Source organism: Ktedonosporobacter rubrisoli, assembly GCF_004208415.1.
Classification (GTDB): domain Bacteria; phylum Chloroflexota; class Ktedonobacteria; order Ktedonobacterales; family Ktedonobacteraceae; genus Ktedonosporobacter; species Ktedonosporobacter rubrisoli.
Window position 1 is genome coordinate 2,434,371 of sequence record NZ_CP035758.1, and the last position, 25,233, is coordinate 2,459,603.

Annotated in this window: 27 protein-coding genes and 2 pseudogenes; 20 read left to right on the forward strand and 9 right to left on the reverse strand. The window is 52.0% G+C overall.

The window, feature by feature from the left end; genetic code table 11:
• Window positions 1-12: 12 nt before the first annotated feature.
• The 4 genes from EPA93_RS11155 to EPA93_RS11170 form a co-directional block, all read right to left on the reverse strand.
• Entirely contained in the window at window positions 13-894 is an 882-nt protein-coding gene (locus EPA93_RS11155; protein WP_165423027.1) for a VWA domain-containing protein, read from the reverse strand.
• Between the two features lie 123 nt (window positions 895-1,017).
• Window positions 1,018-1,644 (reverse strand): LysE family translocator, encoded by a 627-nt coding sequence (locus tag EPA93_RS11160; RefSeq protein ID WP_129887411.1) that lies wholly within the window; start codon window positions 1,642-1,644, stop codon window positions 1,018-1,020.
• A 138-nt stretch (window positions 1,645-1,782) separates the two neighbouring features.
• A complete protein-coding gene (locus EPA93_RS11165) occupies window positions 1,783-2,577 on the reverse strand; it encodes a creatininase family protein (protein WP_129887413.1) in 795 nt (264 codons plus the stop codon).
• 153 nt (window positions 2,578-2,730) lie between these two features.
• Window positions 2,731-3,363, reverse strand: a complete 633-nt coding sequence (locus tag EPA93_RS11170; RefSeq protein ID WP_129887415.1) for an SGNH/GDSL hydrolase family protein — start codon at window positions 3,361-3,363, stop codon at window positions 2,731-2,733.
• Window positions 3,364-3,901: 538 nt separating this feature from the next.
• On the opposite strand from EPA93_RS11170, the gene EPA93_RS11175 reads away from it, so the two are divergent.
• Window positions 3,902-4,612: a nitroreductase family protein gene (locus EPA93_RS11175; protein WP_129887417.1), complete on the forward strand. Its 711-nt coding sequence runs from the start codon at window positions 3,902-3,904 to the stop codon at window positions 4,610-4,612.
• Window positions 4,613-5,267: 655 nt separating this feature from the next.
• Complete coding sequence (locus EPA93_RS11180; protein ID WP_207229510.1) at window positions 5,268-5,426, forward strand: hypothetical protein; 159 nt, start codon at window positions 5,268-5,270, stop codon at window positions 5,424-5,426.
• Window positions 5,427-6,050: 624 nt separating this feature from the next.
• On the opposite strand, the pseudogene EPA93_RS11185 reads toward EPA93_RS11180, so the two are convergent.
• Window positions 6,051-7,202, reverse strand: a pseudogene (locus EPA93_RS11185) (IS3 family transposase).
• A gap of 111 nt (window positions 7,203-7,313) precedes the next feature.
• Here EPA93_RS11185 and EPA93_RS11190 point away from each other — a divergent pair.
• The 7 genes and pseudogenes from EPA93_RS11190 to EPA93_RS49645 form a co-directional block, all read left to right on the forward strand.
• A pseudogene (locus EPA93_RS11190) lies at window positions 7,314-7,721 on the forward strand (ISL3 family transposase); the annotation flags it as partial.
• Window positions 7,722-7,963: 242 nt separating this feature from the next.
• The gene (locus tag EPA93_RS11195) at window positions 7,964-8,533 is read left to right on the forward strand and encodes a serine/threonine-protein kinase (RefSeq protein WP_129887419.1); all 570 of its coding nucleotides are present in this window, start codon (window positions 7,964-7,966) and stop codon (window positions 8,531-8,533) included.
• Complete coding sequence (locus EPA93_RS11200) at window positions 8,490-9,794, forward strand: WD40 repeat domain-containing serine/threonine-protein kinase (RefSeq protein WP_165423028.1); 1,305 nt, start codon at window positions 8,490-8,492, stop codon at window positions 9,792-9,794. Before EPA93_RS11195 ends, EPA93_RS11200 begins: the two co-directional genes overlap by 44 nt.
• A 165-nt stretch (window positions 9,795-9,959) precedes the next feature.
• Window positions 9,960-11,201: a TnsA endonuclease N-terminal domain-containing protein gene (locus tag EPA93_RS49630; protein ID WP_242527377.1), complete on the forward strand. Its 1,242-nt coding sequence runs from the start codon at window positions 9,960-9,962 to the stop codon at window positions 11,199-11,201.
• A 6-nt stretch (window positions 11,202-11,207) separates the two neighbouring features.
• Window positions 11,208-12,044 carry a transposase family protein gene (locus tag EPA93_RS49635; protein WP_242527378.1) on the forward strand — a complete coding sequence of 279 codons (837 nt, stop codon included), beginning with the start codon at window positions 11,208-11,210 and terminating at the stop codon, window positions 12,042-12,044.
• Window positions 12,041-12,310: a Mu transposase C-terminal domain-containing protein gene (locus tag EPA93_RS49640; RefSeq protein ID WP_242527379.1), complete on the forward strand. Its 270-nt coding sequence runs from the start codon at window positions 12,041-12,043 to the stop codon at window positions 12,308-12,310. Before EPA93_RS49635 ends, EPA93_RS49640 begins: the two co-directional genes overlap by 4 nt.
• Before the next feature lie 54 nt (window positions 12,311-12,364).
• On the forward strand, window positions 12,365-12,580 hold the full coding sequence (locus EPA93_RS49645) for a hypothetical protein (RefSeq protein ID WP_242527380.1): 216 nt from the start codon (window positions 12,365-12,367) through the stop codon (window positions 12,578-12,580).
• A gap of 303 nt (window positions 12,581-12,883) precedes the next feature.
• On the opposite strand, the gene EPA93_RS11210 is transcribed toward EPA93_RS49645, so the two are convergent.
• Window positions 12,884-13,513, reverse strand: a complete 630-nt coding sequence (locus tag EPA93_RS11210; RefSeq protein ID WP_129887422.1) for a TetR/AcrR family transcriptional regulator — start codon at window positions 13,511-13,513, stop codon at window positions 12,884-12,886.
• Window positions 13,514-13,716: 203 nt separating this feature from the next.
• On the opposite strand from EPA93_RS11210, the gene EPA93_RS11215 reads away from it, so the two are divergent.
• The 6 genes from EPA93_RS11215 (at window position 13,717) to EPA93_RS50875 (ending at window position 17,058) form a co-directional block, all read left to right on the forward strand.
• A complete protein-coding gene (locus tag EPA93_RS11215; protein ID WP_129887423.1) occupies window positions 13,717-14,232 on the forward strand; it encodes a PPOX class F420-dependent oxidoreductase in 516 nt (171 codons plus the stop codon).
• Between the two features lie 47 nt (window positions 14,233-14,279).
• Entirely contained in the window at window positions 14,280-14,699 is a 420-nt protein-coding gene (locus EPA93_RS11220) for a nitroreductase family deazaflavin-dependent oxidoreductase (protein ID WP_129887424.1), read from the forward strand.
• A gap of 72 nt (window positions 14,700-14,771) precedes the next feature.
• Window positions 14,772-15,197, forward strand: a complete 426-nt coding sequence (locus EPA93_RS11225; protein ID WP_207229511.1) for a hypothetical protein — start codon at window positions 14,772-14,774, stop codon at window positions 15,195-15,197.
• Window positions 15,190-15,576 carry a cupredoxin domain-containing protein gene (locus EPA93_RS11230; protein ID WP_129887425.1) on the forward strand — a complete coding sequence of 129 codons (387 nt, stop codon included), beginning with the start codon at window positions 15,190-15,192 and terminating at the stop codon, window positions 15,574-15,576. The genes EPA93_RS11225 and EPA93_RS11230 overlap by 8 nt, the downstream gene beginning before the upstream one ends.
• Before the next feature lie 172 nt (window positions 15,577-15,748).
• On the forward strand, window positions 15,749-16,426 hold the full coding sequence (locus tag EPA93_RS11235; RefSeq protein WP_129887427.1) for a hypothetical protein: 678 nt from the start codon (window positions 15,749-15,751) through the stop codon (window positions 16,424-16,426).
• 32 nt (window positions 16,427-16,458) lie between these two features.
• A complete protein-coding gene (locus EPA93_RS50875) occupies window positions 16,459-17,058 on the forward strand; it encodes a transposase (protein WP_422877885.1) in 600 nt (199 codons plus the stop codon).
• 162 nt (window positions 17,059-17,220) lie between these two features.
• Here EPA93_RS50875 and EPA93_RS11245 read toward each other — a convergent pair whose 3' ends face one another.
• Window positions 17,221-18,030, reverse strand: coding sequence for a hypothetical protein (locus EPA93_RS11245; RefSeq protein WP_165423029.1), 810 nt, complete (start codon window positions 18,028-18,030; stop codon window positions 17,221-17,223).
• Between the two features lie 317 nt (window positions 18,031-18,347).
• Between EPA93_RS11245 and EPA93_RS11255 the strand changes: the two genes are divergently transcribed.
• Complete coding sequence (locus EPA93_RS11255) at window positions 18,348-19,226, forward strand: class I SAM-dependent methyltransferase (protein WP_165423030.1); 879 nt, start codon at window positions 18,348-18,350, stop codon at window positions 19,224-19,226.
• Between the two features lie 173 nt (window positions 19,227-19,399).
• Here the strand turns inward: EPA93_RS11255 and EPA93_RS49655 are convergent, their stop codons facing one another.
• A complete protein-coding gene (locus EPA93_RS49655) occupies window positions 19,400-19,891 on the reverse strand; it encodes a DUF4158 domain-containing protein (RefSeq protein ID WP_422877886.1) in 492 nt (163 codons plus the stop codon).
• Here EPA93_RS49655 and EPA93_RS49660 point away from each other — a divergent pair.
• From EPA93_RS49660 to EPA93_RS11270, 3 genes are all read left to right on the forward strand, one after another.
• Window positions 19,808-19,990: a hypothetical protein gene (locus EPA93_RS49660; protein WP_242527383.1), complete on the forward strand. Its 183-nt coding sequence runs from the start codon at window positions 19,808-19,810 to the stop codon at window positions 19,988-19,990. The genes EPA93_RS49655 and EPA93_RS49660 overlap by 84 nt on opposite strands.
• A 256-nt stretch (window positions 19,991-20,246) precedes the next feature.
• Entirely contained in the window at window positions 20,247-20,639 is a 393-nt protein-coding gene (locus tag EPA93_RS11265) for a recombinase family protein (RefSeq protein WP_242527384.1), read from the forward strand.
• Between the two features lie 530 nt (window positions 20,640-21,169).
• Window positions 21,170-22,612 carry a bifunctional nuclease domain-containing protein gene (locus EPA93_RS11270; protein WP_129887435.1) on the forward strand — a complete coding sequence of 481 codons (1,443 nt, stop codon included), beginning with the start codon at window positions 21,170-21,172 and terminating at the stop codon, window positions 22,610-22,612.
• Between the two features lie 353 nt (window positions 22,613-22,965).
• On the opposite strand, the gene EPA93_RS11275 is transcribed toward EPA93_RS11270, so the two are convergent.
• On the reverse strand, window positions 22,966-24,732 hold the full coding sequence (locus EPA93_RS11275; protein WP_165422819.1) for an ISL3 family transposase: 1,767 nt from the start codon (window positions 24,730-24,732) through the stop codon (window positions 22,966-22,968).
• A 301-nt stretch (window positions 24,733-25,033) separates the two neighbouring features.
• On the opposite strand from EPA93_RS11275, the gene EPA93_RS11280 reads away from it, so the two are divergent.
• On the forward strand, window positions 25,034-25,228 hold the full coding sequence (locus tag EPA93_RS11280) for a hypothetical protein (RefSeq protein WP_129887436.1): 195 nt from the start codon (window positions 25,034-25,036) through the stop codon (window positions 25,226-25,228).
• Window positions 25,229-25,233 lie beyond the last annotated feature (5 nt).

Genomic DNA, 25,233 nt, shown 5'->3' on the forward strand with positions numbered 1-25,233 from the left:
CCGGCTGCCAGGTTATTGAAGCATTCTTTTCTGGTGCAGGCGGTTCATACTCTCGTCTACGTCGCCTATCTTGAGACCTGTGAGGGCAGCAATGGCTTGAGGAGTCGCTCCCGGCTGATAGGCTCGATAGACCACCTGATCAATTTCGACCTTGCCAACCTCTGAGAGCATGATGGACAGCACTTCGTCAATAAGCTTGCCTGCACTCTTAATGGGAACGTAGCGTCCGCCGCTCGTCCCGGCGATTTGCTCAAAACTTTTCTGCATGGCCTGATTATCACCAATGCCCAGGCTAAAGATCGTAATCCCGCGCTGGCGGGCATTCTGGGCTATAGAAATAACCGTGCCATGCTCGGGTTCGCAAGGGCAGCCCTTGGGATATCTATCGCGCCGATTGCCCCAGCCATGCGGAGGAGCATCGCCGGCCAGCAGGATCACCTTGTGGGCATTTTCGCGCCACTTCATAACGTAGCAGGCGTCATAAAGCCCATCGACGACTGCCTCCGCGCCATCTCCACCGCCGCCTTTGGCATGGGCTTCGTTAAGTGCCTGTTGGAGATCATCTAGCTGTTCCGTGAAGGCGTAGCGGCGCGTGACCCAATTCTTTTCGGTGGCAGGATGGTCGCGATAGAGAACCAGGCCATAGGCCAATTGAGGTTGAACCGGATGGAGAGACAGCTTCTGGACAAAAGCCTGCAGATTTTTGCGCGTCATCTCGATGTAGTCTTGCATGCTTCCGGTGGCATCCATGACAATGCAGAGATCAAGTTGCCTGAGCAGCTCATCGCCCTTGCGCGAAGGGAGGGCCGTGCCTGGGGTGGGTAAATTGTTACCGCAGCGTGCGCAAAATCTTGCGGCTTCTCGATTTTTGCTGCCACATGCTGGACAAAACATAGCTCTCTCCTCCATAAGCGGCTTTCCGGTATTATGCCCATTTTAACATACATGAGCCGTCTAAGACCATATGCTTAGGGAATTTTTAAGGGTGCGGCGAGCTATGCTTTGCCTAGCTTGCAACTATCTCTCGCTTACAGCCAGGCGTACACCCAATCCGATCAGGACGCAGCCACTAATCCAGGCCAGCCATTTGCTCACCTGGGGCAGACGCTGAAGCCAGAGCGAGATGCTGCCGGCGAAGAGCGCCAGGCAGGAAAGGAAGAGAAGATCCATTACTGCCAGCGTTAAGCCTAGCCCAAGCAACTGCTCATGAACATGCCCGATGGATGGACGTACAAACTGGGGTATGAACGCAAAGTAGAAAAGGATGGTCTTTGGGTTTAAGAGATCGTTAAGCATACCCTGGACAATCAGGCGCTTATCAGATGAGACGCTCTTCAGCTCTTTAGTAGCCAGAAATTTGTCCCGATGCCTGATGGTCTGGATACCCAGGTATATGAGATACACAGCTCCTACATATTTAATGACAAGAAAGGCGGGCAAGGAGGCGGCCAGGATGCCAGCCAGGCCAAGCACTGTTAATAGTGTGTGAATTGTCTCCCCCAAAACTATACCGAGCGTCGAAAACAGGCCTGCTCTTCTGCCCTGACTCATGGAGCGGGCCAGCACGTAGAAAATGTCGGGACCGGGCATGACAATGGCAGCCATTGTCGCAATCACGAATAAGCCAAATTGAGTATCAAACATGTAAGTATCTCCTCTCTAGACAATCGAACTACGATGCTGGCACGGCTTAAGACCAGGGCTAGAACGGCGGATCGAAATTGGTTAATGGCGATCCGCCAGATGTAATATATTGTTAGTTGAGATGACGCGCTAAGCTACTTACTGCTGCTGAGAGCCTGCATAGAACTCATCAAGCAAGCGCCTGGTCTCGGTATCTGCCTTGATCGCCTTGATTGCCTGCGCAAGTTGCTGTGCGGCGGCGTCAAGAAGTTGTTCGCCTATCTCTGCCGTCGCCGGACGGGCATCGCCAGCATAGTGTGTGGGATAATCAGCGTACCACCAGATTCCCGTCTGCACGCCCACGGCTTTAAGCGCTTGTAGATGCTCGCGGGCCTTGCTTTCGTCATCGCTGGGAATCTGTTGCCTGGCAACCAGATCAGGTCGGATGGCCAGCATCATGCTGGTTTCGCCTGGGCCAGCGTGTCCATCGCTCGCAGGCTCCCAGGGAACCTCTAGCGCACCTCTGGTATTGGTGTACGGATGGGTAACGTAGATTACATAGTCGCGTGGACCATATAATTGCAACTCGTTGAAGAAGGCCAGCAGATTGCGATTGCCTCCATGCGCATTGACAAGAACTATCTTCTTTAATCCGTTGCGTGCGATCTCGCGACAGACGTTATCGAGCAGGCGCAAGATGAGATCCCCATCGATGCTGATCGTGCCGGGACAGTGGCGCGCCTCTGGAATCTGGGTAAGGATATGATCAGGAAATATGAGCGCGGGCTCTAAGGCTGCGGCCCGCTTCAACAATTCACGTCCCTCATACATATCGGTTCCCAAGGGCAAATGGTGGCCATGCCGCTCAATTACCGATAAGGCAACCAGGCATACACCTTCACACTGCTTAACGGCTGCAGGAAACTGATCGCTGCTCAATTCTTCCCATCGCATGCTTTTGCCTCCTTTATACTATATACGTTGGCGCACTAAGATATATTTCAAGCTCTGGATATGTAAGCGGAAATTGCTGTGTTTCTCGGGCGGTTAGCTTAACTGGAGCCTGGCCAGCTATACGCTCAATCCTTGCTTCGTTCTAGACGAGGGCTATAGCGCGTTTACCGCACGTAGCCAGGCCTGAGCCATCAGGGCATGACCGGCCGGGGAAGGATGCACACCATCGGCGGCCCAGAAAGCCGACTCGCGCTGTGCCGCGGCCTGAGCAAATAGCCCGTCAAAGGGCACGTAGAGCGCGCCATACTCGCGCGCCAGCTTGCGCACTACATCAATTTTTGGGTCCAGATCTTCGCGCCAGGTCTCGCGATCGGCTGACACGGACAGGACAAACGGCTCGCAAAGGATCAAGCGCGCGTTCAGGGCTGCCTTTGTGCGCTCCAGTAAGGAACGATAGACATCCTCGTAATCCTGCGTCGAGGTCGGATCGTTGCTGTCATAACGTCTCCACGTGTCGTTAATGCCAACCAGGATAGAGACCCAGCTCGGATGCAGATCAAGGCAATCTTTCTGCCAGCGCTTTAGCAGATCTTTGGCGCGGTCGCCGCCGATGCCACGATTTAAGAAATTGACATTTTTGCTGGGATAAAGGGCTTGAAACCAGGAGGAAGCTATCATGGCATAGCCTGCCCCCATACTCCGTGGGTCCAGGCGATCACGGCCGGCATCGGTGATGCTATCGCCTTGAAATAGAACTACATCCCCATCATTAAAAAGTGGTGACATGAACATCTCCTTGCCCTAAGTGGGCTAACGCTGGGCGCAGGTATTGCCCAACAATCGGTGGCGCACTCCAATCGCGCAACCAGGCTGTTCGGCATACATGCCCGTGGGCTTAACAAACTGAAATATCTAAGCGAGGGGGCATATGGTGATCGAAGCGCTTTTCCTTGTGCTTGCCCGTATAGAGAATCTATACGGAGAAGGAAGCTATGCCATAATTCCCCATTGCCATAGCTATGAGAGGACTTTACCTTCAGGAAAGGTTGCGATATCTCCTTAAAGAAATAACTCCAGATAGATATTTTGTCTTATAGCCATATTGAAAATGTCCTCGAATCGCGACAATATAGTATTATAATATAAAACCAGGCTGTCAGTGTTGGGCCTGCGCGCTCTCGATCCAATGACCTTGTAACGCAAGAGCCAAGGAGGAACTTGCTACGGTTTGTCCACTGAGTACCTTTGCCTGTCGTTAGGCCTGAACTTCATGCTTTGATATGGTCTATGGCAAGTAGTCAAAGAAGAAAAAGGATAGTGCAACATGAGCGAATCAACCTATCGATCCTCCCGGTATCCCTTTGTGCCTTATAAGCCACCTCGCTTTAGCATAGAAGAGCAGAGAGCCGGTGTTCAGCTTTATTTAAACAGGATGTCACGCCGTCGCACAGTCCGTGAATATTCTGACGAACCCGTCCCCTATGAAATTATCGAGAAGGCTATCCAGGCGGCCAGCCTGGCACCAAGTGGCGCGAACCAGCAGCCCTGGAGCTTTGTTGTCGTCAGTGATCCTGAACTCAAACGCCAGATCCGCCTTGCCGCAGAGGAGGAGGAGAAAGAGAGCTATGAGCATCGGATGTCCCAGGAATGGCTTGATGCGCTGGCTCCCCTGGGTACAGACTGGCACAAGCCCCATATAGAAGAGGCTCCCCATGTTATTGTGGTATTCGCCCAGATCTATGGCTTAGAGACACTGCCAGATGGCACTCAACACAAATACAAACATTACTATGTTCAGGAATCTGTTGGCATCGCTGTAGGTATGCTGCTCTCTGCCCTGACCTTTGCCGGCCTGGCTACTCTGACCCACACCCCCAACCCTATGGGCTTCCTGGGGCAGATCCTTCAGCGCCCGGCCAATGAGCGCGCATTTGTTCTCATTCCGGTGGGCTATCCGGCTGAAGATGCTGAGGTTCCTGCCATCACCAAGAAGCCTCTCGATCAGGTGGCGATACATTTCGAGAAAAAATCCTGACGGTAGTTGCAGAGCGCCAACCGGCAAGTGACCTTCCCTCAATGGCCTGGCTCGAACGATAGTATGAAGCAGTCAGCGATCAACCCATCAAATTGAACAGTGCGGGCGACCATCTCGGTCGTCCGTATCACATTGTCACCTCAGCAGCGCCCCTCCTGTATTACATCCCACAGGGATTGCCAGGCCCAATTATACCTACTTATTCTACTAGACATCAACTCAAAGGTGTACATACCACCTCATCCAGCTTCTCAGCAGGCGTGAGGAGGAGCAGCATCGAGCGGCTGTTTTACCGCTTTTACCTCTCAAGATACTCCTTCCTGAAAAGCATGCTATATCCCCCTTACCCAAAACAAGAGAAATATCCCTGTTCTTCTTCTCTAGTATATAGAAAATGAAGATACATGTCGAGTGAGAAAGTGAAAGGAGTGTCAAGAAAGCGATGATTTCACTTGTTTTGCTTTAACAAAAGCGCTTCCACGTGACATGTAATGAACGGGGATTGTTTGTATGAAAAATAGGTGAAATAGTTCTCTTTCTGTAATACTGTATGAAATCATTGAAAGCAGCTTTTCTTTGCGCAGCGTGACAGCTCACTTCTCTCCTCCTAATTACGGGACATACCTCGGAAGAAGTGCGCGAGTTCCTGGCGACGTTGGAAATCCCGTATCGGGAACTGTTTCCCCAACTGAACTTGCGCCAATGGTCAGGCATCATCTACACCTGGCTCACTCACGCGCTTCTTGATCCAACCAATTCTGGCCGTGCAACGATGGATAACCTGATGTGCGCCGCTTCGGCACGTATTGAATAGCCCCACAGGGGCAGAAAGTTGAGAGCAGATGACTTTCTAGGACACTGACTCTACTTGGCGGGGAAACCCAAAGGGGAAAACAGCATAGTCGGAAAGCGGAGAAGCGCGAAGGTATGTAGCGTAGTTTGTATCCGCAAGTCCTGTGTGTATGGTCAAGCCTAAACTGGCTGAAACCCAGCTTCCAGCGGTGTAATGTTCCGCCCATCGCAGCATACCTGAAGCGATGATGTCGAAATACGTATGGGTCATCAGAACATACGAAACCGCCAGGTTGCAATCCTGGCGTAAACGCTCTCTTCGGCAAGCGACCCCTAACGAAGTGGTAGAAGGAGGCGAACGGGAGACCTGGAGCACACTAGACGTTCGATACGTGCAAATGCGGGATCGCCTACAAGGGGATGACCCTCATGGCGACGGAGTTCCCATAGGAGCCAAATGCTCAGGGTAATGCCTGAGACAGGACGAAGGGGAACAGGCATCGTTGAAGAACCAAAGATAGCGAGGTGCGTGAGATGCGTACAGCCGACACTATCCTCGGTCTCATCAAAGAGAGAGGCAAGAAGGGATTGCCTTTAGAGCGAGTCTGAGCTTGACCCACTTTTGTGGACAGGACCAATGGGTGGTTCAGACCATTCTGTTTTCAAACTGAGAAGGGCTGACGTATCCCAAAGACGAATGAAGACGCTGACGATTGTAAAACACTTCGATCCATTCAAAGATCACTTGTCGAGCTTGCGAACACGTCGCGAAACTGGTGCGATGCACACATTCCCATTTGAGTGTGCTCCAAAACGACTCCATAGAGGCGTTATCGTAGCAATTGCCAGTTCAGCTCATACTCACCACCATTGCCGCCTCGGCTAACGCCTGCTGGTAGCCCAGGCTGGTGTGACTTTCTCCCACGATCCGAATGATGCAGCAGTCCTGGTTGAGGACAACGACGTTGCACTGCCATCTGCAACGCGTGTTGGACGAGTTCCTCATCTTGAACAGCAGCCATCGCCCATCCGACCAGCGAACGAGAGTAGAGATCGAGGACCCCAGCGACATAGAGCCAGCCCTCCTGTGTCCACACCGCCGTCACATCCGTCACCCACTTGCGATTGGGAGCACTGGCCTCAAAATCCTGATTGAGGACATTGGCGGCTTTCTGATGAGCAGGATGTTGCCGTGTCGTGTGAGCACACCTGCCAGGCTCTCGTGCAGACCAGCCCTGTTGCCGGATCAGGCGAGCCACCCGCTTGCGCGAACACCGATGACCTTGCCGTTGCAAGCAGACATGCACGCGTGGACTGCCATAGGTCTCTCGACTCTGTTGGTAGCAGACTTCAATGGCCTCTTTCAACTCGCCATCTTCCCGCTCATGCTGGCTGACTGGGCGCGCTTTCCACGCGTAATAGCCGCTCTTTGAGACGCTCAGCACGCCACACAATCTCACGACCGGATAGTCATGACCCATCTGATCGATGAAGGTATAGATCATCGCTGGGGTTGTGAGAAGATGGCCAAGGCTTTTTTTAAGATATCACGCTCTTGACGTAAAATCTCATTTTTCCGACGTAAGCGGCGCATCTCTTCCTCTTGTGGGGTTTGATGTCCGCTTCCAGGAAACGCATTTTGATCATGCTTTTGTGCCTGCTGTTTCCACCCTTGAAGGGTATTATCTGAGATCCCTAAGTCGCGAGCGACCTGGGCCAGCGGTTTCCCTGTGGTTTCTACCAGATGTAAGGCTTCTCGCTTGAACTCGGCATCAAAGGTCCGTTTCGGTTTTTCCATCGCATATCTCTTTCATGGATAGTATACCTGTCTTCCTTCTGTCCATGAAAGTGGGGCAAGGGCACCCTTCGGCGGAACCAAAGAATTATACAAAGGGCAACAGTTCCCCATGCTCCATTGCAAGATTTTTCCTCCAAGAATGCTGTCTGGTTGTTTGTTCGTGATCCTTCCCAACTCGATGAGAAAGAGCAGATGACTCTCTCGATCATTTGTCAGACAAGCGAGACGACGAAGCAGACGTACCAATTCGTTCAGGAGTTTCGGTGCTTGCTTCATAATCGCGAAGGGGCTAAGCTTGATGACTTGCTAGAAAGAGTCCGAGCAAGTCAGATTCGTGAACTCCAACGTTTTGTCACTGGTGTTGAGCGCGACAAGGAAGCAGTTGTTGCTGGGCTGACCCTTCCTTTCAACAACGGTCTTGTCGAAGGAAAAGTAAACAAGCTCAAGCTGCTTAAAAGGATGGGGTATGGACGTGCAAGCTTTGCATTGGTACGCCAGCGTGTGCTCCACGCTCTTTAATCACGATATATTATATTTTTATCATCTATCACCAAAAGTGGGACAGAACCGTGATATGCGACAAAAACTTGCCTCTTTCATTGATCTCAGGTATACTCTTCATCAAAGGCAGATGACCATGCACAACTTCGCTGGTTAAAACTAGCTGAACAAGAGGTCAATTGGTCTTTGGTGTATTTTTCACGAAAGGGTAGCCACGTGCGATAGAAGGATTCGAGCAGCCAGAAAAAGGAGAGATAAGGATGACACATCGCGCTGGTCAACAATTGGGGAACTATCGACTGACTCACCTTTTGGGGGAAGGTGGCTTTGCTGAAGTGTACTTAGGTGAACATCTTCACCTTGGTACTCAGGCAGCGATTAAAGTGCTCCATACCCAGCTCACAAGCGATGATATCGAGAGCTTTCGTGCAGAGGCGCGAACGATTGCTCACCTTATCCATCCACATATTGTACGAGTACTCGAATTTGGTGTAGAGGGCAAAACTCCTTATCTGGTGATGGACTATGCTTCTGGTGGCACGTTGCGAAAACTGCATCCTAAAGGTACACGTATTCCCTTGGCTCCTGTTGTCTCCTACGTCAAACAAGTTGCAGATGCTCTCCAATGTGCTCATGATGAAAAACTCATTCATCGCGATGTCAAACCAGAGAATATGCTGCTGGGAAGGCGAAATGAGGTGCTCCTCAGTGACTTTGGGATCGCCTTGGTGGCCCAAAGTTCGCGTTATCAAAGCACGCCAAGATATGGCAGGGACGATCGCGTATATGGCTCCCGAACAAATTCAGGGCAAGCCGCGTCCTGCCAGTGATCAGTACGCTCTTGCAGTAGTCGCCTACGAGTGGTTGAGTGGGGATCGACCTTTTCATGGATCATTTACTGAGATTGCTGTTCAGCATGCAGTTGCAACTCCTCAGCCCCTAAGAGAGCGAGTTCCTGTTTCTCCAGCAATTGAGCAAGTAATCATGATAGGGCTTGCGAAAGAGCCAAAGGAGCGTTTTAGCAGCGTACAAGCTTTCGCTAGCGCACTCGAGCAGGCTTTTCAAAAAGAGCAAGCAACAACCGTCTCCCTGCAGTTTCCTTCAGCACATGTATTATCTCCTCCCTCTCTCCCATTAACAGTTGCACCATCAATTGCCACAACGCACCCTGGGACATCTCCCGCTTCTGTAGGAAAACACCTTTTCTCCTATCGCAATCATATTGCTCCGGTGTCAAGCATTGCCTGGTCGCCTGATAGCGCACGTATTGTCTCTGGGAGCAGTGATAGGACTGTCCAAATTTGGGAAGCACAAACAGGAAGAACTGAAACGGTATGGAATTTCCACTCATCCCCTGTACGGACTGTTGCCTGGACAAAGAATGGTACATATATTGCTTCTGCGGGTGAAGACACAACAGTTTCGATATGGGAGACTCTGACGAGAAGAAGTGTGATGACTTATCAAGAGCATAAAAAGTGTGTGAGTGCTCTTGCCTGGGCCCCTGATAGCGATCATATCGCTTCTGGCGGTTTTGATAAAACAATTCACCTTTGGAGTGCAGTAACGGGCAGGAAAGTCCTGACCTATCAGGGCCATACGAGGAACATGGGAGCTTGGGTCAAAGCGGTGGCATGGTCTCCCAATGGAAGGTGTATAGCTTCTGGAGATTACAATGGGGAAGTCTTCGTGTGGGACACAGTAACTGGGGAATACCGTTTACACTTATCAGCCTCTAGGAGTGTCAATGGTTTGGCATGGTCTCCTGACAGTGATCGTATTGCCATTGCATGCAGTTCTGGTAGACTCCTCCTTGTACAGAGTTTGGCTCAAGAGAGCACTTCCAGACATCATATGAATCAAAATGAGGACATCGGCCTGACATCAGTCGTCTGGTCACCCGATGGCAAGTTTATCGCGCTTGGAGACGAGCGTCATCAAGTTCACATCTGGGACCCAGTAAGTGAAAAACTTCTCTATACCTATCAAGGACATGCCAACCGTGTACTAGCAGTAGCTTGGTCTCCCGATGGGCACCAAATTGCCTCTGCAAGTGCTGATAAAACTGTGCAGGTTTGGCAGGCACCATAGGAAGAATTCCTAAAATTACAGAAGTTATTATCTAGAATTAAATGAATGAGGGATAAATTCACTGTTTTACAGCCTAAATGGCCCAACATTTCGTGCTTTGTCGTCGTATCCTGTATTCCCTCATCAAAAACCCTGAAGGGTCGATGGAGAGAAGAGTCTTAACTCATGCTAACAGGTGAGGAATTTCGCACTTGGTGCCAGCGTAACAAGATCTCGTCAGAGACGGAAGCCGTCATTGCCCGTATTCGTTCCTCCCCTCCAGCTCGTCGCGTGCGTGGGCGAGCTTCGAATATGAGTGGGCGGTATCCATCTGTGAAAATGGGCTACTCCATCCAGTTTGAAAGTCAGGTGGAGTTTTTGGCGATCTACGCGATGGAGCGCGATGATGATGTCCTGGAGTATTACGACCAGCCAACACGCATCCAGCTTCACTACCGCTCTTTGAGCGGTCACAAGACCTCACCGTGGCATACCCCTGATTTCCTGGTGATCCGCCGCAATGGGGCAGGCTTTGAGGAGTGGAAGCCGGAGAATGCGCTCGAAGGGTTAACGACCCGCATGCCTGAGCGGTATCAACCCGATCCACGAGGTGGATGGCGCTGCCCTCCTGGCGAGCAGACGGCAGGCGATCTGGGACTCGCGTATCGGGTACGTACCTCTGGCGAATACCACCAACAGTACATCGACAATTTGAAGTTTCTCCAAAATTTCTGGACCCATCCCTTTTCCGTTCCTCAAGCTGCAGAGCAACAGATTCGAGACGCTCTCGCCGTGTACCCAGGCATCATTGTGGACGCACTACTCCAGGCGCACCACGATCTCGTGGTTGATGTCGTCTGGGCCATGCTTACCACTCAGTCCATTTTTACCGATTTGACCGCGGCCTCGCTTATGGACTGGGAGCGTGTCTTTTTGTACGCATCAGCCTTGGAGGTTGAGGCTGTACGACAGGGAGCCAATGATGTCTCCCCTGATCCACTCATTGCCTCGCCGCTGATCATTGATGGGCGGCTGTGGGAAGTCGAAATGCAGGACACACAGGTGCTGCTGCGTCCAGAAGTGGGAATGCCCTTCTCCCTCCCAGTCGAGCAGTTTCACTACATGATAGCCTCGGACCTGATTGCGCCTGCTTCATTCTCCACCCCTTTGCCGCTCTCCGAAGTCGCACGTGCGCGCATCGCCAAAGCTTCCCTCAAGGGCCAGGAAGCTGCCAACAAACGCTGGCGCGAAATTCTTGCGTATGCTCGCGGGGATGTGCTCACCGTCACGACACGCTCCGTGCAGAACTGGATAGCTGCTTTCCGCCAAGCGGAAGCCGACTTCGGCTGTGGATACATCGGATTGCTCGACCGTGTTGCTGAGCGCGGGAATCGTGCTCCTCGTGTGCCCGATGCCTCCAAGGAATAGCTCAATGTGTATCTCACCACGCACTACGCCGCTCCTGTCTGCAAACGGGCGATAGCCGTGTACCGCCTCTACCGAGAGGAAGCCTTAAAGCAAGGCATCTCGCCCGTCGGCGAGCGCACCTTTTATCGAGAACGTGCCGCCTTTAAGGACGCCCAAGTTGTGGTCTCACGCCGAGGAAAACGCGCCGCCTATGCCCTCGAACCGGCCCTGGCTTATCTGGATCAAATGACCCCTCGGCATGGTCAGCGTCCCTTTGAGCGAGTCCATCTCGATCATACACAATTAGACATCATGCTCGTCTCCTCGGTCACAGGAAAACCTTTCGCAAAACCGTGGGCCACCTTCATGACTGATGCCTACAGCCGCCGGATTCTTGCCTGCTACGTGACCTATGATCCACCAAGCTATCGCTCGGTGATGATGGCGTTTCGGCACTGTGTGAAACACTATGGACGCCTCCCCCAGGAGTTGGTAGTGGATCGCGGCCCCGAATTTCAGAGTGTGTATTTCGAGACCTTGCTCTCGCGCTGCTTTGTAACCAAGTTGGAGCGGCCTCCTGGGCAACCGCGCTTTGGGTCAGTGATTGAGCGCCTGTTTGGCACCACCACGACCGAGTTGCTCAATCAGCTTCGAGGCAATACTCAGGCCAGCAAGATTCCCCGACAGGTAACGAAGGCCGTTGATCCCAAGCGCCTGGCCGTCTGGACCCTGGACGCTTTTGCACGTCGCCTGGCTGAGTACTGTCTGGAAGTCTATGACCAGATGGAGCATCGTGCCCTCTTTCAAAGCCCACGAGAAGCCTTCGCGCAAGGGATGCTGCGTGCGGGCAGCCGGACACGGTGATTCCTTACTCAGAAGATTTCCTGATCCAAACCAGGCCCTCGACCCGCACAGGGGTCGTAAAAATTCACCAGGGCCGAGGGATCACCGTGAACGGCTTACAGTACTGGCATGAGTGCATGCGCTCTCCTTCCGTCGCCGGAAAAACCGTTCCGGTTCGCTATGAGCCTTCCAATATGGGATTTGCCTATGCCTACATTGATGGACAGTGGGTCGAGTGTATTGCAGACGCTTTCCTCCAGGTGCATGGACGCTCTGAACACGAATGAAATCTCATTCTGGAGGAATGGCGTGAACACCAGCACCAGCATCACGAGAAACGCGTGACCCTCAACGGGAAGCTCCTGGTCGAGTTCTTGCACAAACTAGAAAAGGATGAGGCGTGGCAGCTCCAGCACCTGCGGGATCTGGAAGAACAGCCACAACGCGAAGCCTTGCTCCTGCTCGGCAATCGCCCGGTGGAGGTGATTGCCGAGACAGAGACAGCCCCAATCGAAGTAGATTTGTCCTCTCTTCCAACCTATGAGGTGTATCTCTGATGCAGACCATTGATCTCGCCAACGTCGAACTACTCGAAGACTTCAGAACCTTGAGGGTTGGTTTTAATTGTATTGCATATAGAGTCTAAAAATGGGAAAAGATAGTTTTCTAGATAGTGAACCTCAGAACACAGCAGATAACTCTTTTCTCTTTTCTACTGTATTCCGAAATTTCTACAGAAAACTCTGCTTCTCCACGACAAAGGGCCTTGGTGTTCACGGGCTGCCATGATGATGAGATTTCTCGTCTGGCGAGCGCCTCCGCATTGAAGAGCGCACCCTTTCCATACAGGCTGTTACCCTTTACCGGCGAATAGGCGCATCTTCTGTCGGTCCATGCACACCGAGGGCTGGAAGAAGTATCCGATCAACGATGGCGACGATTTCGGTATCATCAGGTGATGACCCCTGCAAGAGCTGTTGCATAATCATCATAGCTCGACCTGCCTGGCAGACTTGAGGCGTAATCACTTCCCGGCGAATCTCGCCACGTTCGGTGCTGCGCTCAAGGACCTGAAGGATCTGAGAGTGTGGTTCAAAAATCTTCGTGCGAATTGCTGCGATTAAATCTGGGTGATGGAGTCTATCCCCAATGATGGCTCTCATCGTCGTGCCGACCGGGCTATTCATAAGCTCTCTGATGTTCTTGTGTACTTCAATGAGATCCTCCCGAAGATTCCCGGTATCTGGCGTGTGCGTTGTGTTCTCCTCAAGAGCATTAGTCAGGGCATCAAGGACTAATTCTTGCACAGAGGCCCAGCGCCGATACAACGGCATTTTGCCGGTGCGCGCTCGGAGTGCGATTCTATCCATCGTGAGATGACCAAAACCGGCATCGGCCAGTTCTCCCAACACGGCAGCGTAGATCGCCTGTATAAGAGCATCTCCTCGTCGCCGCCTTGAAGATGGTTGCTCATGCTTTGCTCTCTTCATCTTCTTGTTTCTCTCCTCAATTTCCTACCCAAATTAAGATACTATTGTGTATCTTCCTTATCTAGTATATACTACGCCTAGATAAGATACTATTTTGTATCTTATAGAGTGCCGGAGAAGTTCTGGCCTGACTTCCCTTCGTCTGGCCGACTGCAAAAGGCCAGGTGAGGTCATACGTTTTTGTGTTCAGGAGGTATCAATCTATGGGTCTTTTCACTGAGGCTGAAATTGCCTATTTGCAGAAGCAGCGCCTGGGGCGTCTGGCTACAGTTACGAAGACTGGCAATCCTCATGTTGTTCCAGTCAGCTTTCTTTATAATCCAGAATTTGAGAGCATTGACATCGTTGGGAGAACACTTCCCACATCTTTAAAATATAAAAACATCGTCATTAATGGACGAGTGGCCTTTGTTGTTGACGATATTGCTTCTCTTTCTCCTTATCTGGCACGCATGATCGAGATTCGTGGGTACGCTGAAATTGTGCTCCGCGATGAAAATGATCCTCTTCCACATGCTTTAGAAATGTCACTTGAAATGAGACGTACTATAGCCAGGAATGTCGCGCCCGAAATGATACGTATTAGAGCGAAAAGGATCATCTCTGCTGGCCTGGGAAGCAATCCACTGAGCATGAGCCGTCGCACCATTGCGGACGATGGCTCGGTGACAGAAGCTCGCACACCTCTTCAGCCTATTCAGTTCGACGCGGAAAAATAGGATACGATCAGTAGATCAACATAGTCGCATCAAATACAGGAGAAACTATGCTAGATCCGAAAGATTGGAACCGCCGCCTGATTGAGGAGTTTCGTGCAAACGGAGGCAAGGTTGGTGGACCATTAGAACACATGTCGTTGCTCTTGCTTACAACTACTGGTGCCAGGAGCGGGAAGCCTCGCACGACGCCAATGGGGTATTTCTCCGATGGCGACTGCCTGATAGTGGTTGCCTCTAATCGTGGTGCATCAACGCATCCTGCCTGGTATCATAACCTACTGGCACACCCGGAAGTCACCGTCGAGGTTGGGACTGAGACCTTCGAGGCCATTGCTATTGTCACAAAAGATGCAGAGCGAGATCGGCTGTGGGCTAGAGCTGTAACGTTGTTCCTCACCTTCGCCGAGCACCAGGCAAAGACAACGCGCCTGATCCCCGTGATCACGCTCTCCCGACGAGCAAGCTAAAGACCATCTATGCCTCATTATGCTTGAGGCACACCGATTGTTTATTCAATCTTCCAGAAAGGAAGGTTTCTGATGACCACTGTATGGATCATCGTATGGATAGCCCGTCTAGCAGGCATAGTCGCGCTTGTGCTGGGCCTGTTCTTCTGGATCACCAGCATAGATGTGGTCAATGTTCATATGATCTTTGGCCTGATGCTTGCCCTTTCGCTTCTCATACTTGGGATCATCATGCTTTGCTCCAGAGGTGCCCGGCTTCTGGGAGTTGCTGGCATCGGATATGCCTTTTTACTTCCGATCTTTGGCTTAGCACAGGCCAGTTTACTCATGGAGCACATGCACTGGCTAATTCAGATCGCTCATCTGTTCGTTGGGATTGGCGCAGGCGCGTTGGTTCAGGGAATCTCTGTGCGTTACAGGCGTCTCAAGCTAACCACCACTTCAGAAACTCCGTCGTCTCAAGCAATACGGCAAGCATGGAGAAAAAAACATGTTTAAAACATTGCTAGCAATTCTGGGAGTAAGTTGTCTCATTACCGGGTTGCTAATCGCCTGTGGCAACGGCTCCAATGCGAGCATAGGTCCCAATCCCATCCATATGAACGCCACGAATTTTCTTCAGACCTCGATTACAGTGAAAAAAGGCGAGCGCATTACACTCATCGATGATGATCTCTCAGTGCCACACATTATCGCCAACGGAACGTGGGAGAATGGCACGGTGAAACCAGCCAGAGAAGCAGGCGCTCCAGAGATCAACAACGTGCAAATCAATGGAAACAGCTCAGAAACCATTGGCCCTTTCCCCTCTGCTGGCACATTCAAGCTCTATTGTACCATTCACTCTGGTATGAACCTGACTGTTGTTGTGCAATGAGGGCGTGATCTCTCATGACCAATTTGACCGTCTTCGTAAGAAAAGAGACCAGTCACATGAAGAGGATTCCGAGACGAAAGAGCCTCTCGGGATTCTCTTCATGCGGGGATGAATGCTTCCCTCTTTGAGGCATGAGCATGTGCAAGCGTTTGAAGAAAGAAGGTCGCATCTCATGCGACCTGCCTCTCCCTGTTTTGACCAACAGATGCTCGCGCAGATGCAAGACAATGATCCAGTGGTTCTCCGCTATCGAACCTTGTTTGCGCTGCTAGATTGGGGTCTGGTCCCCGAGCGCCAAGCGCTCCCTTCTCACCCAGGGAGACGCCCACATCCAGAAATAGCCTACGTCAAAGCGTTGCTCATCAAATTCGACTCCTGTACCCAACTCCGACGCTTCCTGCTGGAACATCCGCTTTTGGTCTTGGAACTGGGCTTTCGTCCCAAGCCCTCTCCTCACAGTCCCTATGGCTTTGATATCGAGCGCACGGTGCCTTGTGACCGCTGGTTGCGCTATAAACAGCAGACATTGAATGCAAGCGTTCTTCATGCTTTGTTTGTTCATACTGCTCATGCGCTAAAAGCAGCCATTCCCGGCTTAGGCGAGAAAGTAGCCATCGATGTGAAGCACTTGTACGCCTGGGTGCAAGAGAATAACCCCAGCCCTTATGTCAAAGAACGTTATAATCCCCAACGCCAGCCCAAAGGTGATCCCGACTGCCGGCTGGGCGTCAAACGTAGCAGCAATCAAGAGCAGCCCAATGGCTCCACCAAAGTTGTTAAAGAGTACCTCTGGGGATATGGCAGTGGTCTGATCAGTGCCATATCCCAGAATATGGCGATCTCATCTTAGCTGAATATACTCAACCTTTCAACAAGAATGATATCACATATTACCATTCGCTCTACCAACAGATAGTTGCTACACTAGGCTTCCGTCCTCGCCAAGTCACCGCTGATGCTGCCTTTGATGCTTGGGATGTCTACCAAACCTGTGCCGAACATGGTGGCATCGCGGCTATTCCAATCAATGCTCATGGCCACCCTCTGCCCAATCGTGAAACTGATGGCACCCCCCGTTGTGACAGAGGGCTGCGCATGTTCGCCTCCTACCAATTTGATCATACCAATGGCTATCGCGCCCAACGCTTCTGTTGTCCTCTCTTGTATCCTGTTCCGATGGGGCAAACCTGTGAGCATAAGCAATTTCTCAAGGAGAAAGGTTGTGTCAAAGACATCAATATCGAGCTCGGCGGTCTCCAAAGAGTGCTGCTGGATCGCACCTCCCAGACCTACAAAACAATCTATCGACAACGCACCTCTGCTGAACGCATCAACAGTCAAGCTAAGTCCTGGGATATTGAGCGCCCCAAGGTTTGTAATGGGCACTCCGTTGCTAATCTCAATACACTCACCTACATCCTCATCAATGTTAGAGTTTTACAACGTGTATATGCTGTTAATCTCGTATATCGTCGTTGTTGATTTACAACCGACCCACCATATGAGGAGACGCAAACGCAAAGACAGCGATGGGACAACTTCTCGCGCTAGGGCAGTGGAAGATGAGAAGGTGCAATCCTCTTCTGCACAAGAGCTCTACTAAGCTTCGTTGATGTGGCAGGGGAAGTATCCCTCCTTGCTCCTTCAAATCCAGGGCAGGAGTGAGGAGGAGTCCAAACACCCCGCACAAGAGCGTTGGGCCGTGGAAAATTCCACAGCCAGTGGCAGAGTTTTCCACATCGTGTCCGTATGCGCATTTTCCTCCTGTCTGCCTCCCGCGTTCCTTCCCGTAGCAGGCTCATCGTCTCGCGACCACCACGATTGCGCGCAGCCTGCAAGATCAGCCCACTGAACTGCTTGAGATGGACAACGGTGCCGGAGGAAGAGAGGAGGAGCTGCCGCAGGTGCTCCTGGGACAGAGCCTGTGCTAAGGTGGGAGAGCAGCACAGCAACAGATCGCCCTCCTCTAGCTCCTGCTGCCAGATCTCCTCCTCGGCGCCCACTGAGCAGAATAGAGGCAGCAACGTTGCCTGCTGCTGCCGATTCTAGAGCCAGGAGTGCGCCCAATGCCCAGAGAAAGCCAGGAGGTACTGGAGGCAGCGAGAAACGCCAGGGACCTCGCCAGCCAGCCGCCGGCAGCAGACGTGCTGGGGAGAGCGCCACAAACAGACCTACGCACGCCAGCAGGCTTTGCCAGAGCAGTAGGACGCTCAAGGCAGCGAGCACACTCCAGAAGCGTGCTGACATCCAGGCCGGCAGGCGCGCCTGGGGCAGGCCGCTCAAGAGGATACCCAGCAGCAGCAGACTGCTCACCGGCAGGTGCCAGCTCTGCCACGCCGCAAAGCCAGTGCCAAACGACCTTTGGAGCTCAATCAAGCTCATTGGTGTATCGAGAATCGCCTCCATTATCGTCGGGATGTGACCATGAAGGAGGATGCCAGTCAAGCTTCGCATCAAAGGAGCTCCTCAAGTGCTTGCCGCCTTACACAGCGCTATCCTGGCTTTGATGGATTGGTTAGGTGTTTGCAATATGGCTTCGCAGATGAGGCATTTTGATGCCCATCCTCACGAAGCCCTCCAATTGCTGCTTGGAAGGCTTTCGCGGTAATTCCGGTACACTAAAAAGCCCTGTTCAAAGGTGTAGCAGGCTTGACAACAGGCATAGCTCCATTCATACTGGTAATGAGTGTGGGAAGAGGAAGCCGTGTCTCCTCCTCACGAGAGCATATATGAGTGGGCAAAGGATGGTCTTTGCCCGAAAGAAAGGCTGTATGCTGATGACCACTCCTCCTGGAGAGAACCGCCTGGTCACAGACCCAGAACTTTTGACAGAATTGGTTCGGCTCGATGGCCAGGGCGAAATGCTCACCCGGAGTATGGGAGGAGTCCTTCCCGAACTAAGCCGAGCTGAGCGCAACGGGATTCAGGATGTGCTTGACCTTGCCTGTGGTCCGGGGGAGTGGGTGCTCCAGCTTGTCTTTGAAAACCCGAAGATGCATGTGGTCGGAGTGGACATCAGTCACAGAATAATCAATTATGCCAACGCGAAGGCTCAAGAGGAACAAAGTCCAGCAACCTTCCAGATCCTGGATGTCTTGTCTCATCCGCTGCCATTTGCTGATGGCTCCTTCGACCTGGTGAATATGCGCCTGGGGTTTTCTTTTTTGCTGCCTGGGCAGTGGCCTTCCCTCCTGGCTGAATGTCTTCGCCTTCTCCGGCCTGGTGGTCTCATTCGTCTCTGTGAGACGGAACGAAGCCTCTCTAATAATGCGGTGTTCGAGAAGTACATGACCCTCTGGACAGACACCTTTTTCCGCGATCATCGCACCTTTTCCCCAGATGGTCTTCATTACGGCTTACTTCCCATGGTCAAGCTCCTTCTGGAACAAGCAGGGTTTATGCAGCTTCGGCATGTTCCCTATATGATCGACGTATCAGCAAATAGTCCGACGCACCAGACCTTCTTTGCAGATATGCTGGCCCTGCTGCAAGATGGCCTCCCGTTTTTACGGCGAATGGCACGTGGCCCCTCTGAACTGGAAGAGCTTGAGGCGATCTATGATCAGCTTCGTGGACTCGTCAATCAGGAGGATTTTTGTGCCTACTGGCCGCTGATGACGTTTCTCGGTTCCAAACCCAAGATGCCGTAAGAGCACCTCACCAAAAGCTGGTAGGCAGGAGACGCGTTTGGGCAATTCGTCGGAGGACCACCGTCGCCAGACTATGAAGCTGTTCTTGCCGTTCAAGTGGGTCGTTTTTTCATCTGGAAGCTCATCGAGCAAGGAAGCAAGTTTCGGTTCCCAGCACGCCAACGTCTCCGGCGTTATCTGTCAGCGAATGGCTCCCGCGTCCATCCGTGAGCGATGCGTTCCAGCAAAGCGAATGGCCCTGCGATCCTGGCCGACCAGGAGCCACGAGGCCTCCCATGAGGCGCCTGCCCAAGGAGTCCAGAGCACTGTTTCAGGAGGAAGATCTGTGGGGAGAGGGATGGGGCATGGAATCCACTTATCATCAGGGCCAGATTGCCGCCAGCACCACCAGTCAGGTTCCTCGGGAGCCATTGAAGTGGGCAGAAAGCCCTTGCGTTGATCCTGTACCAAAAGCCTGTAAATAAAAACAGCAGCGGCGTTTGACGGATCAGGAATACCATGTTCTCGAAAGCGCAAGAGCCCTTTCCCTCGCCAGTACTCGATGCTCTCATTTGGAGAGCAAAGCCCAGGCGCGTATGGGCATGACGTCGAGGGGCGAGAAGAGTACGATCACGGTCATCAAGATGGAAGTAGAGGGCCAGTTGTTCAGGAGACGGCTCTCCGATAGAACAGCCATAGCGGCTTCGTTGTTCAATCGTGAGAAACGCAACGGGCATCGGACAAGCATCCTCTTTCGTATGAGCGTGCCACTCCTCATAGGGTAGAGAAGCGTGGATGGAGCTACCATAGCAGGAGAGGCCACCTCACGACAAGCCATCGACACACAAATAGGACCAATGTCAGATACTGTTTTCGTCGTCCAACAAACGTCACCAGTGGGCCGAAGTTGAGCATGGCGTTGTCTAGGAGAAAACGGACGTTATCCCACATACAGACTGGACTGTGTTCTACTTGCTCTCACCCATACAGATTGTCTCCGTCTTGTGGGAGAAAACAGGTTAAGAGGATACACCCCAAAAAATGAGCAAGACCATTGCCTATTTGAGAACCGCCGCCGACAAACAGGATCTCAACAACCAGAAGTTAGAGATCCTGGAATGGGCCAGGAAAAAAGACCTGAAGATTGACGAGTTTGTCGAAATCACGATGTCTTCTCGTAAGACCAGCAAACAACGACGGATCGAGGAAGTCCTGCGCATGCTGACCGACATGGATACCCTGGTCGTCACCGAGCTTTCATGCCTAGGCCGCAGTACGGCTGAAGTCATCGCCCTGATCAATGAACTGGTTGCTTGCAACATCCGCGTGATCATTCTCAAGCAGAATCTGGATATCTCCCAGCATGATATGCATTCGAAAGTGATGATAACCCTCTTTTCGTTTTTTTGCAGAGTTGGAGCGCGACCTGATTAGCCTGCGGACCAAGGAGGCGCTCGCGGCGAAAAACAACAGGGAGTCAGGTTGGGCAAGCCGAAAGGCACGCTCCAGAAAAGCAAGTTTGACGCCGATCAAGAGAGGATCAAGGAACTTCTGAAACTGGGACTCTCAGTGCACAAAATCGCTGCCCTCCTGGGGTAGAAAAACCATCTCGCGCTCAATACCTACATCACCAAACGCCAACTCCGCGAACAAAGCTCATAGGTGCCTTAGCGGGAAAAATGGCACGAAAAAATGTTATCACCCCTAAAAGCGCAGCAATCGAAAGAGGTATCGTCATTGAGTGCAAACACACCCTCGTGTCGCGCCTATTCATGATGCTAGCTCACGCAACAGCATCAGTATCAAACTTTCGCCAGTCCTCGTTCGCAAATTTACACTGTGGTATCATCGCTTGTATCGTTTCTTCATTTTGATGAGCAACATGGCTTGAAAAGAGAAGACCTTCTGACTCCTTTTTACCACTAGAGAGAGATACATCTGTTAGAAAGGCTACCTACTATACGATGGAAGAGAGATCAGATGCTGAGCTGGTCAGATTGGCCCGCGCTGGCAGTAAATACGCGTTTCATCAGTTGATCGAACGCTATCAACTGATGGCAATGGGTCTCGCTTTGCGCCTGTGTCGTGAAGAGGAGACCGCGCGTGATCTGGTACAAGAGGCAATTCTCCAGGCGTTCCTCTCGCTTGACCATTTGCAGGACCCCACTCGCTTCAAAAATTGGTTGTATGGAATTGTCTTCAACGTCTGTCGCAATTGGAGACGCACCGTAGCGCAGAGGCCATCTCTTTCTCTGGAAGCACAGGAGGAAGAGACCCTTCATCAAAGGCTGTTCTCCTACAGATCTGGCGAGTTGTCTGTAGACCCGCTGACCATGATCGAGACAGATGAACTGCGACGGCTGGTACAAGAAGTGCTCCAACTTCTCTCGCCGAAAAATCGCCTGGTCGCGCAGCTCTTCTACTACGAAGAGTTGAGTGTGCAGGCGATAGCGAGCCACTTGAACATCTCCCAGACAGCCGTGAAGAATCGCCTGCACAAAGGACGAGAACAGCTACGTACACACCTGCTACCTCTCTATCCCGAACTCGCCTATAGAGGAACAAACAGATCAGTGGAGGAAAAGATGATCCCAGTCACAGTAGCCAGAGTGGTGCAGCAGGACACGCAGGCCCGCAGCGCTGTCATTTTGGTAGATAGGCACAAGCAGCGTGCCATGCCGCTCTGGTTTCCCCAGCAGGAGAACATGACCCTGCGGCAACACATGCAAATGTTCTCAATGTTCTCGCAGCAGGATCGTGTTGCCGAACCCACAACACTCGATTTGATGGTTGCCATGCTGACTTCGCTGGGTAGCGAGATCAAGAAGGTGGAGATCGATGCATTCCAGGGCCATATACTCTATGCTCAGCTCTCCCTACGCAGTTCGCGCGGAAAGCAGACGCTCAAGGCTCATCTCAACGATGCGCTGCCGTTGGCCGTGCAACTGCACTGCCCATTTTTCGTCAGCGGAGAGGTCTGGCGGCAAAGAGGAATCGATCTCCAAGGAAAAGGAGCGACCCTTGCAGAGCAGCTTGATACCCTGATAGCACTGGTGAGCACGACATTCTCACCCCTGACGACGAAAAGCTCTGGCAAGTTGGATTTTGTAGATGGGCTAGCCGACTGGACAATCCGCCTGGACCGCAAACAGTGCGACTATCGTCTGGATAGCCAAACGACCTACACAGGAAAGCCTGCCTTACTCATCACCTTACAGGACTGTCGGGGAATGGTGCAATTGTGCCATGAAGAAGATGCTGGCCGAGCCGTACCATGGGCGCCGCATTCGCCTGGTGGCCTACATAAAAACAGAAGATGTGCAGCGCGCCAGCCTCCATCTCTCCGTGACCATGCCTTCGCGAAATCCTCAGGAGCTATTTCCCGATTTCCTTTCGGTAGAAAATGAACCGCCCATTGAGCCTACACAGGACTGGCGGCGGTATGAACTGGAGATCGATGTGCCTGAGGATGCCTCTAGCTTGCATCCTGTGTTCAATGTGTGGAACACAGGAAAAGTATGGCTGGATGGCTTTCGCATCGAAGTAGTAGATACTCAGGCGTATAAAAAAGAGGAGGAACACAGATGATTTCCGCCAACGTAGCGAATGTACAAAGTGCTGAGCGCATGGGGATGATTATTGTTTACGATAACTAACATGCGGCTCATCCTCACATTAAATGAGCTTGGTTGATTGTGAGAAAAGAACTCTCTTGAGGGAGTACAACGAGGGAGGGTGTGTAGAAACGGAACGCCGAGGGCTAAACCCGGCAGAGGACGCGCAGCCGCAGGAGATCGAAGTTTGCTCGTCCGAAGACGATCCGCTTCTGAAGTTTGAGGCAATTGACCTGCGCCTCGACCTGACCATTACTCCAGATGCTCGAAAATGCGGCACGGACGGCTGCATAATCGAGACGAATTCCCCTCGCCATCTTGCGGAATTCGGGAAGGATGCTTTGTTCAGCGGTCTGAAGCCATGCATCCAGATCCCTGTCTCGATGCTCGGCCAGCATCATGACAAATTGTTGCCCTAATTGGTAGGCTGTTTCCAGATCGGGATGACCTTCTCGGATTTGCTCAACGTACTTGCGTTGCTGTTCATCCAGTTTTTCTGATCGACTGACAAGAAGCCAGGAAGCCCGCGTGGGAGACATTCGACGTTTCACCAGGGGTTGGGGAGGAGGCGAAGCCGAAGTTTCGATGGGAGGGGTTAAAGCCTGATGTACTACTTCCACTGCTCTCGCTGCCTTGTATTGCTTGCGAACACTGGCAAGAAAATTTCTGAGCAGAGATGTTGACCCGGTATAGCCACGAGCTTTGATCTCATCGTAAAGCTGAACACTGTTTCTACAGCCCTGTTCCCAACGCTCCCGGATGTAGGGCTTGTACTGATCCAGCATGCTGCCCCGTGGTCCTCTTCGGTGTGAGGCCATTTCAGGATACTCTTCAGCTTTGAGAAAACGACGAACGACCTCGCGGCACACCTTCAACTGTCGAGCGATGGCACGAACGCCAATCCCAAGCGTGTTCAGCCTTCGTACTTCTTCATACAAGCCATAGCGCCTCTCCCGTCGTGCCTGCCGGTGTAATTGTCGAGAATTGTCTGGCGGGGGTCGCCAATAGGGGGTCGGCGGGATCGTTCGATAGTGTTTTTCATCTGCCACCTCGACAGATGGGGGAACTGACTCCTTGGTGGGTGATCCTTTGATCCCTCGTGCGCGAGCAGGGATCGCATCAGCCCTGGTTGAAGCCTCGTGGGGTAAACAGGAGTGTCTCCGGTCCATTACCTCCTTGATCCTCTCTCGAAGGTTTTTCAGCAAATGGAATTTGTCGGCCACCTGCTCGGCTTGTGGAGCACCACGTTTGGCTGCTGCCGCATAATCTCCCCCTCGATCACGGCTGACCAATGTAATCTCTGGATGCGATCTCAGCCAGGTTTCCGCTGTTTGGGCGCTGCGATCTTCTAAGAGTTCAATCGGGCGACGACTTTGGAGGTCTACGACCAGCGTGCCATAGGTCATACCTTTCTTCCACGCCCAATCGTCGATCCCAACAATGGGCACAGACGTAGGTGGGGTGTAGATGCGTGCTCGCATCCTGCGCAACAATGTTGGTCCAGAAACCTGCATCCCCAGTTTGGGTGCAAGACGCTCTCCCAGTTCTCCGCAGGTGGCAAATCCAAGTGTCTGGAGGGTCTCTGAAAGCCGATTGGTCATGCGAGCATAGGAATGCACCAGAGAATCGAGGCGCTCCGTAAATATGCTGTGTGAGCAAGTGGATGTGGGACAGACAAAGCGGCGCACTCTCAGCTTCAAAATGACGCGCCGACCCCCAGCTGGCAGATCCGCCACGGTCCTGACATAGGCTCCGTGTATCCGATCAGATGAACAGCTACAGCCTGGACAGAGCGCGCATGGGTGATGGCAAGCAATGTGAACCAAGACACTGGTTGCGTCTTCCTCAACAGAGGTGATGCTCACCCCTTCTGGCAGAGGTAAAAAGGGCGAAGTGGGGTCTGTCTGGCTCATCGATGATGTTCTCCTTGCAACGTAACAACACACAACCATCGATGAGAGTCTATCAGAAAACTTTACAGCGGTTCAAGTAACCAAGCTCATTTAATGTGAGGATGAGCCTAACATGCCTACCACCTATCCTCCAAAAGTTACCTTAACCAACCAATCAGGCTGCAATAAAAAGTTAATGACAATTTGGTAATAAAGTGTAAAAAAGGCGAAATTGTTAAAGAAAAACCTTGCCATCATTCCCTCTTCTCAGGTACGATGAGATCGAGAATAGCAAATGGCTTAGTCGAGAGGAGAGAGCGATATGCTTACCCCTGACGAGCGTGAACGGATACGGCGTGCCTACCATTTTGATCATAAAAGCATCAGACAGATAGCGCATGAAGAACAACGCAGCCGTGAGGCTATCAAACAAGCACTGGAGGATGCGCCTTCTGCCCCCATCCTGTTTCTCGTTCTCGCTTGGCTCCTGTCTTTGGACCCTACAAAGCGCGGGTAGACGCA

What these genes read in the sequence shown, in the direction of transcription:
- EPA93_RS11165 (WP_129887413.1), bottom strand. Translation starts at nt 2,577, where the DNA reads ATGCGATGGGAAGAATTGAGCAGCGATCAGTTTCCTGCAGCCGTTAAG.
- EPA93_RS11215 (WP_129887423.1), top strand. Translation starts at nt 13,717, where the DNA reads ATGGGTCTTTTCACTGAGGCTGAAATTGCCTATTTGCAGAAGCAGCGC.
- EPA93_RS11275 (WP_165422819.1), bottom strand. Translation starts at nt 24,732, where the DNA reads ATGAGCCAGACAGACCCCACTTCGCCCTTTTTACCTCTGCCAGAAGGG.
- EPA93_RS11175 (WP_129887417.1), top strand. Translation starts at nt 3,902, where the DNA reads ATGAGCGAATCAACCTATCGATCCTCCCGGTATCCCTTTGTGCCTTAT.
- EPA93_RS11195 (WP_129887419.1), top strand. Translation starts at nt 7,964, where the DNA reads ATGACACATCGCGCTGGTCAACAATTGGGGAACTATCGACTGACTCAC.
- EPA93_RS11170 (WP_129887415.1), bottom strand. Translation starts at nt 3,363, where the DNA reads ATGTCACCACTTTTTAATGATGGGGATGTAGTTCTATTTCAAGGCGAT.
- EPA93_RS11245 (WP_165423029.1), bottom strand. Translation starts at nt 18,030, where the DNA reads ATGCGAAGCTTGACTGGCATCCTCCTTCATGGTCACATCCCGACGATA.
- EPA93_RS11160 (WP_129887411.1), bottom strand. Translation starts at nt 1,644, where the DNA reads ATGTTTGATACTCAATTTGGCTTATTCGTGATTGCGACAATGGCTGCC.
- EPA93_RS11225 (WP_207229511.1), top strand. Translation starts at nt 14,772, where the DNA reads ATGACCACTGTATGGATCATCGTATGGATAGCCCGTCTAGCAGGCATA.
- EPA93_RS11280 (WP_129887436.1), top strand. Translation starts at nt 25,034, where the DNA reads ATGCTTACCCCTGACGAGCGTGAACGGATACGGCGTGCCTACCATTTT.
- EPA93_RS11235 (WP_129887427.1), top strand. Translation starts at nt 15,749, where the DNA reads ATGCGACCTGCCTCTCCCTGTTTTGACCAACAGATGCTCGCGCAGATG.
- EPA93_RS11155 (WP_165423027.1), bottom strand. Translation starts at nt 894, where the DNA reads ATGTTTTGTCCAGCATGTGGCAGCAAAAATCGAGAAGCCGCAAGATTT.
- EPA93_RS11220 (WP_129887424.1), top strand. Translation starts at nt 14,280, where the DNA reads ATGCTAGATCCGAAAGATTGGAACCGCCGCCTGATTGAGGAGTTTCGT.
- EPA93_RS11255 (WP_165423030.1), top strand. Translation starts at nt 18,348, where the DNA reads ATGCTGATGACCACTCCTCCTGGAGAGAACCGCCTGGTCACAGACCCA.
- EPA93_RS11230 (WP_129887425.1), top strand. Translation starts at nt 15,190, where the DNA reads ATGTTTAAAACATTGCTAGCAATTCTGGGAGTAAGTTGTCTCATTACC.
- EPA93_RS11270 (WP_129887435.1), top strand. Translation starts at nt 21,170, where the DNA reads ATGGAAGAGAGATCAGATGCTGAGCTGGTCAGATTGGCCCGCGCTGGC.
- EPA93_RS11265 (WP_242527384.1), top strand. Translation starts at nt 20,247, where the DNA reads ATGAGCAAGACCATTGCCTATTTGAGAACCGCCGCCGACAAACAGGAT.
- EPA93_RS11200 (WP_165423028.1), top strand. Translation starts at nt 8,490, where the DNA reads ATGGCTCCCGAACAAATTCAGGGCAAGCCGCGTCCTGCCAGTGATCAG.
- EPA93_RS49630 (WP_242527377.1), top strand. Translation starts at nt 9,960, where the DNA reads ATGCTAACAGGTGAGGAATTTCGCACTTGGTGCCAGCGTAACAAGATC.
- EPA93_RS11210 (WP_129887422.1), bottom strand. Translation starts at nt 13,513, where the DNA reads ATGAAGAGAGCAAAGCATGAGCAACCATCTTCAAGGCGGCGACGAGGA.
- EPA93_RS49660 (WP_242527383.1), top strand. Translation starts at nt 19,808, where the DNA reads ATGACGTCGAGGGGCGAGAAGAGTACGATCACGGTCATCAAGATGGAA.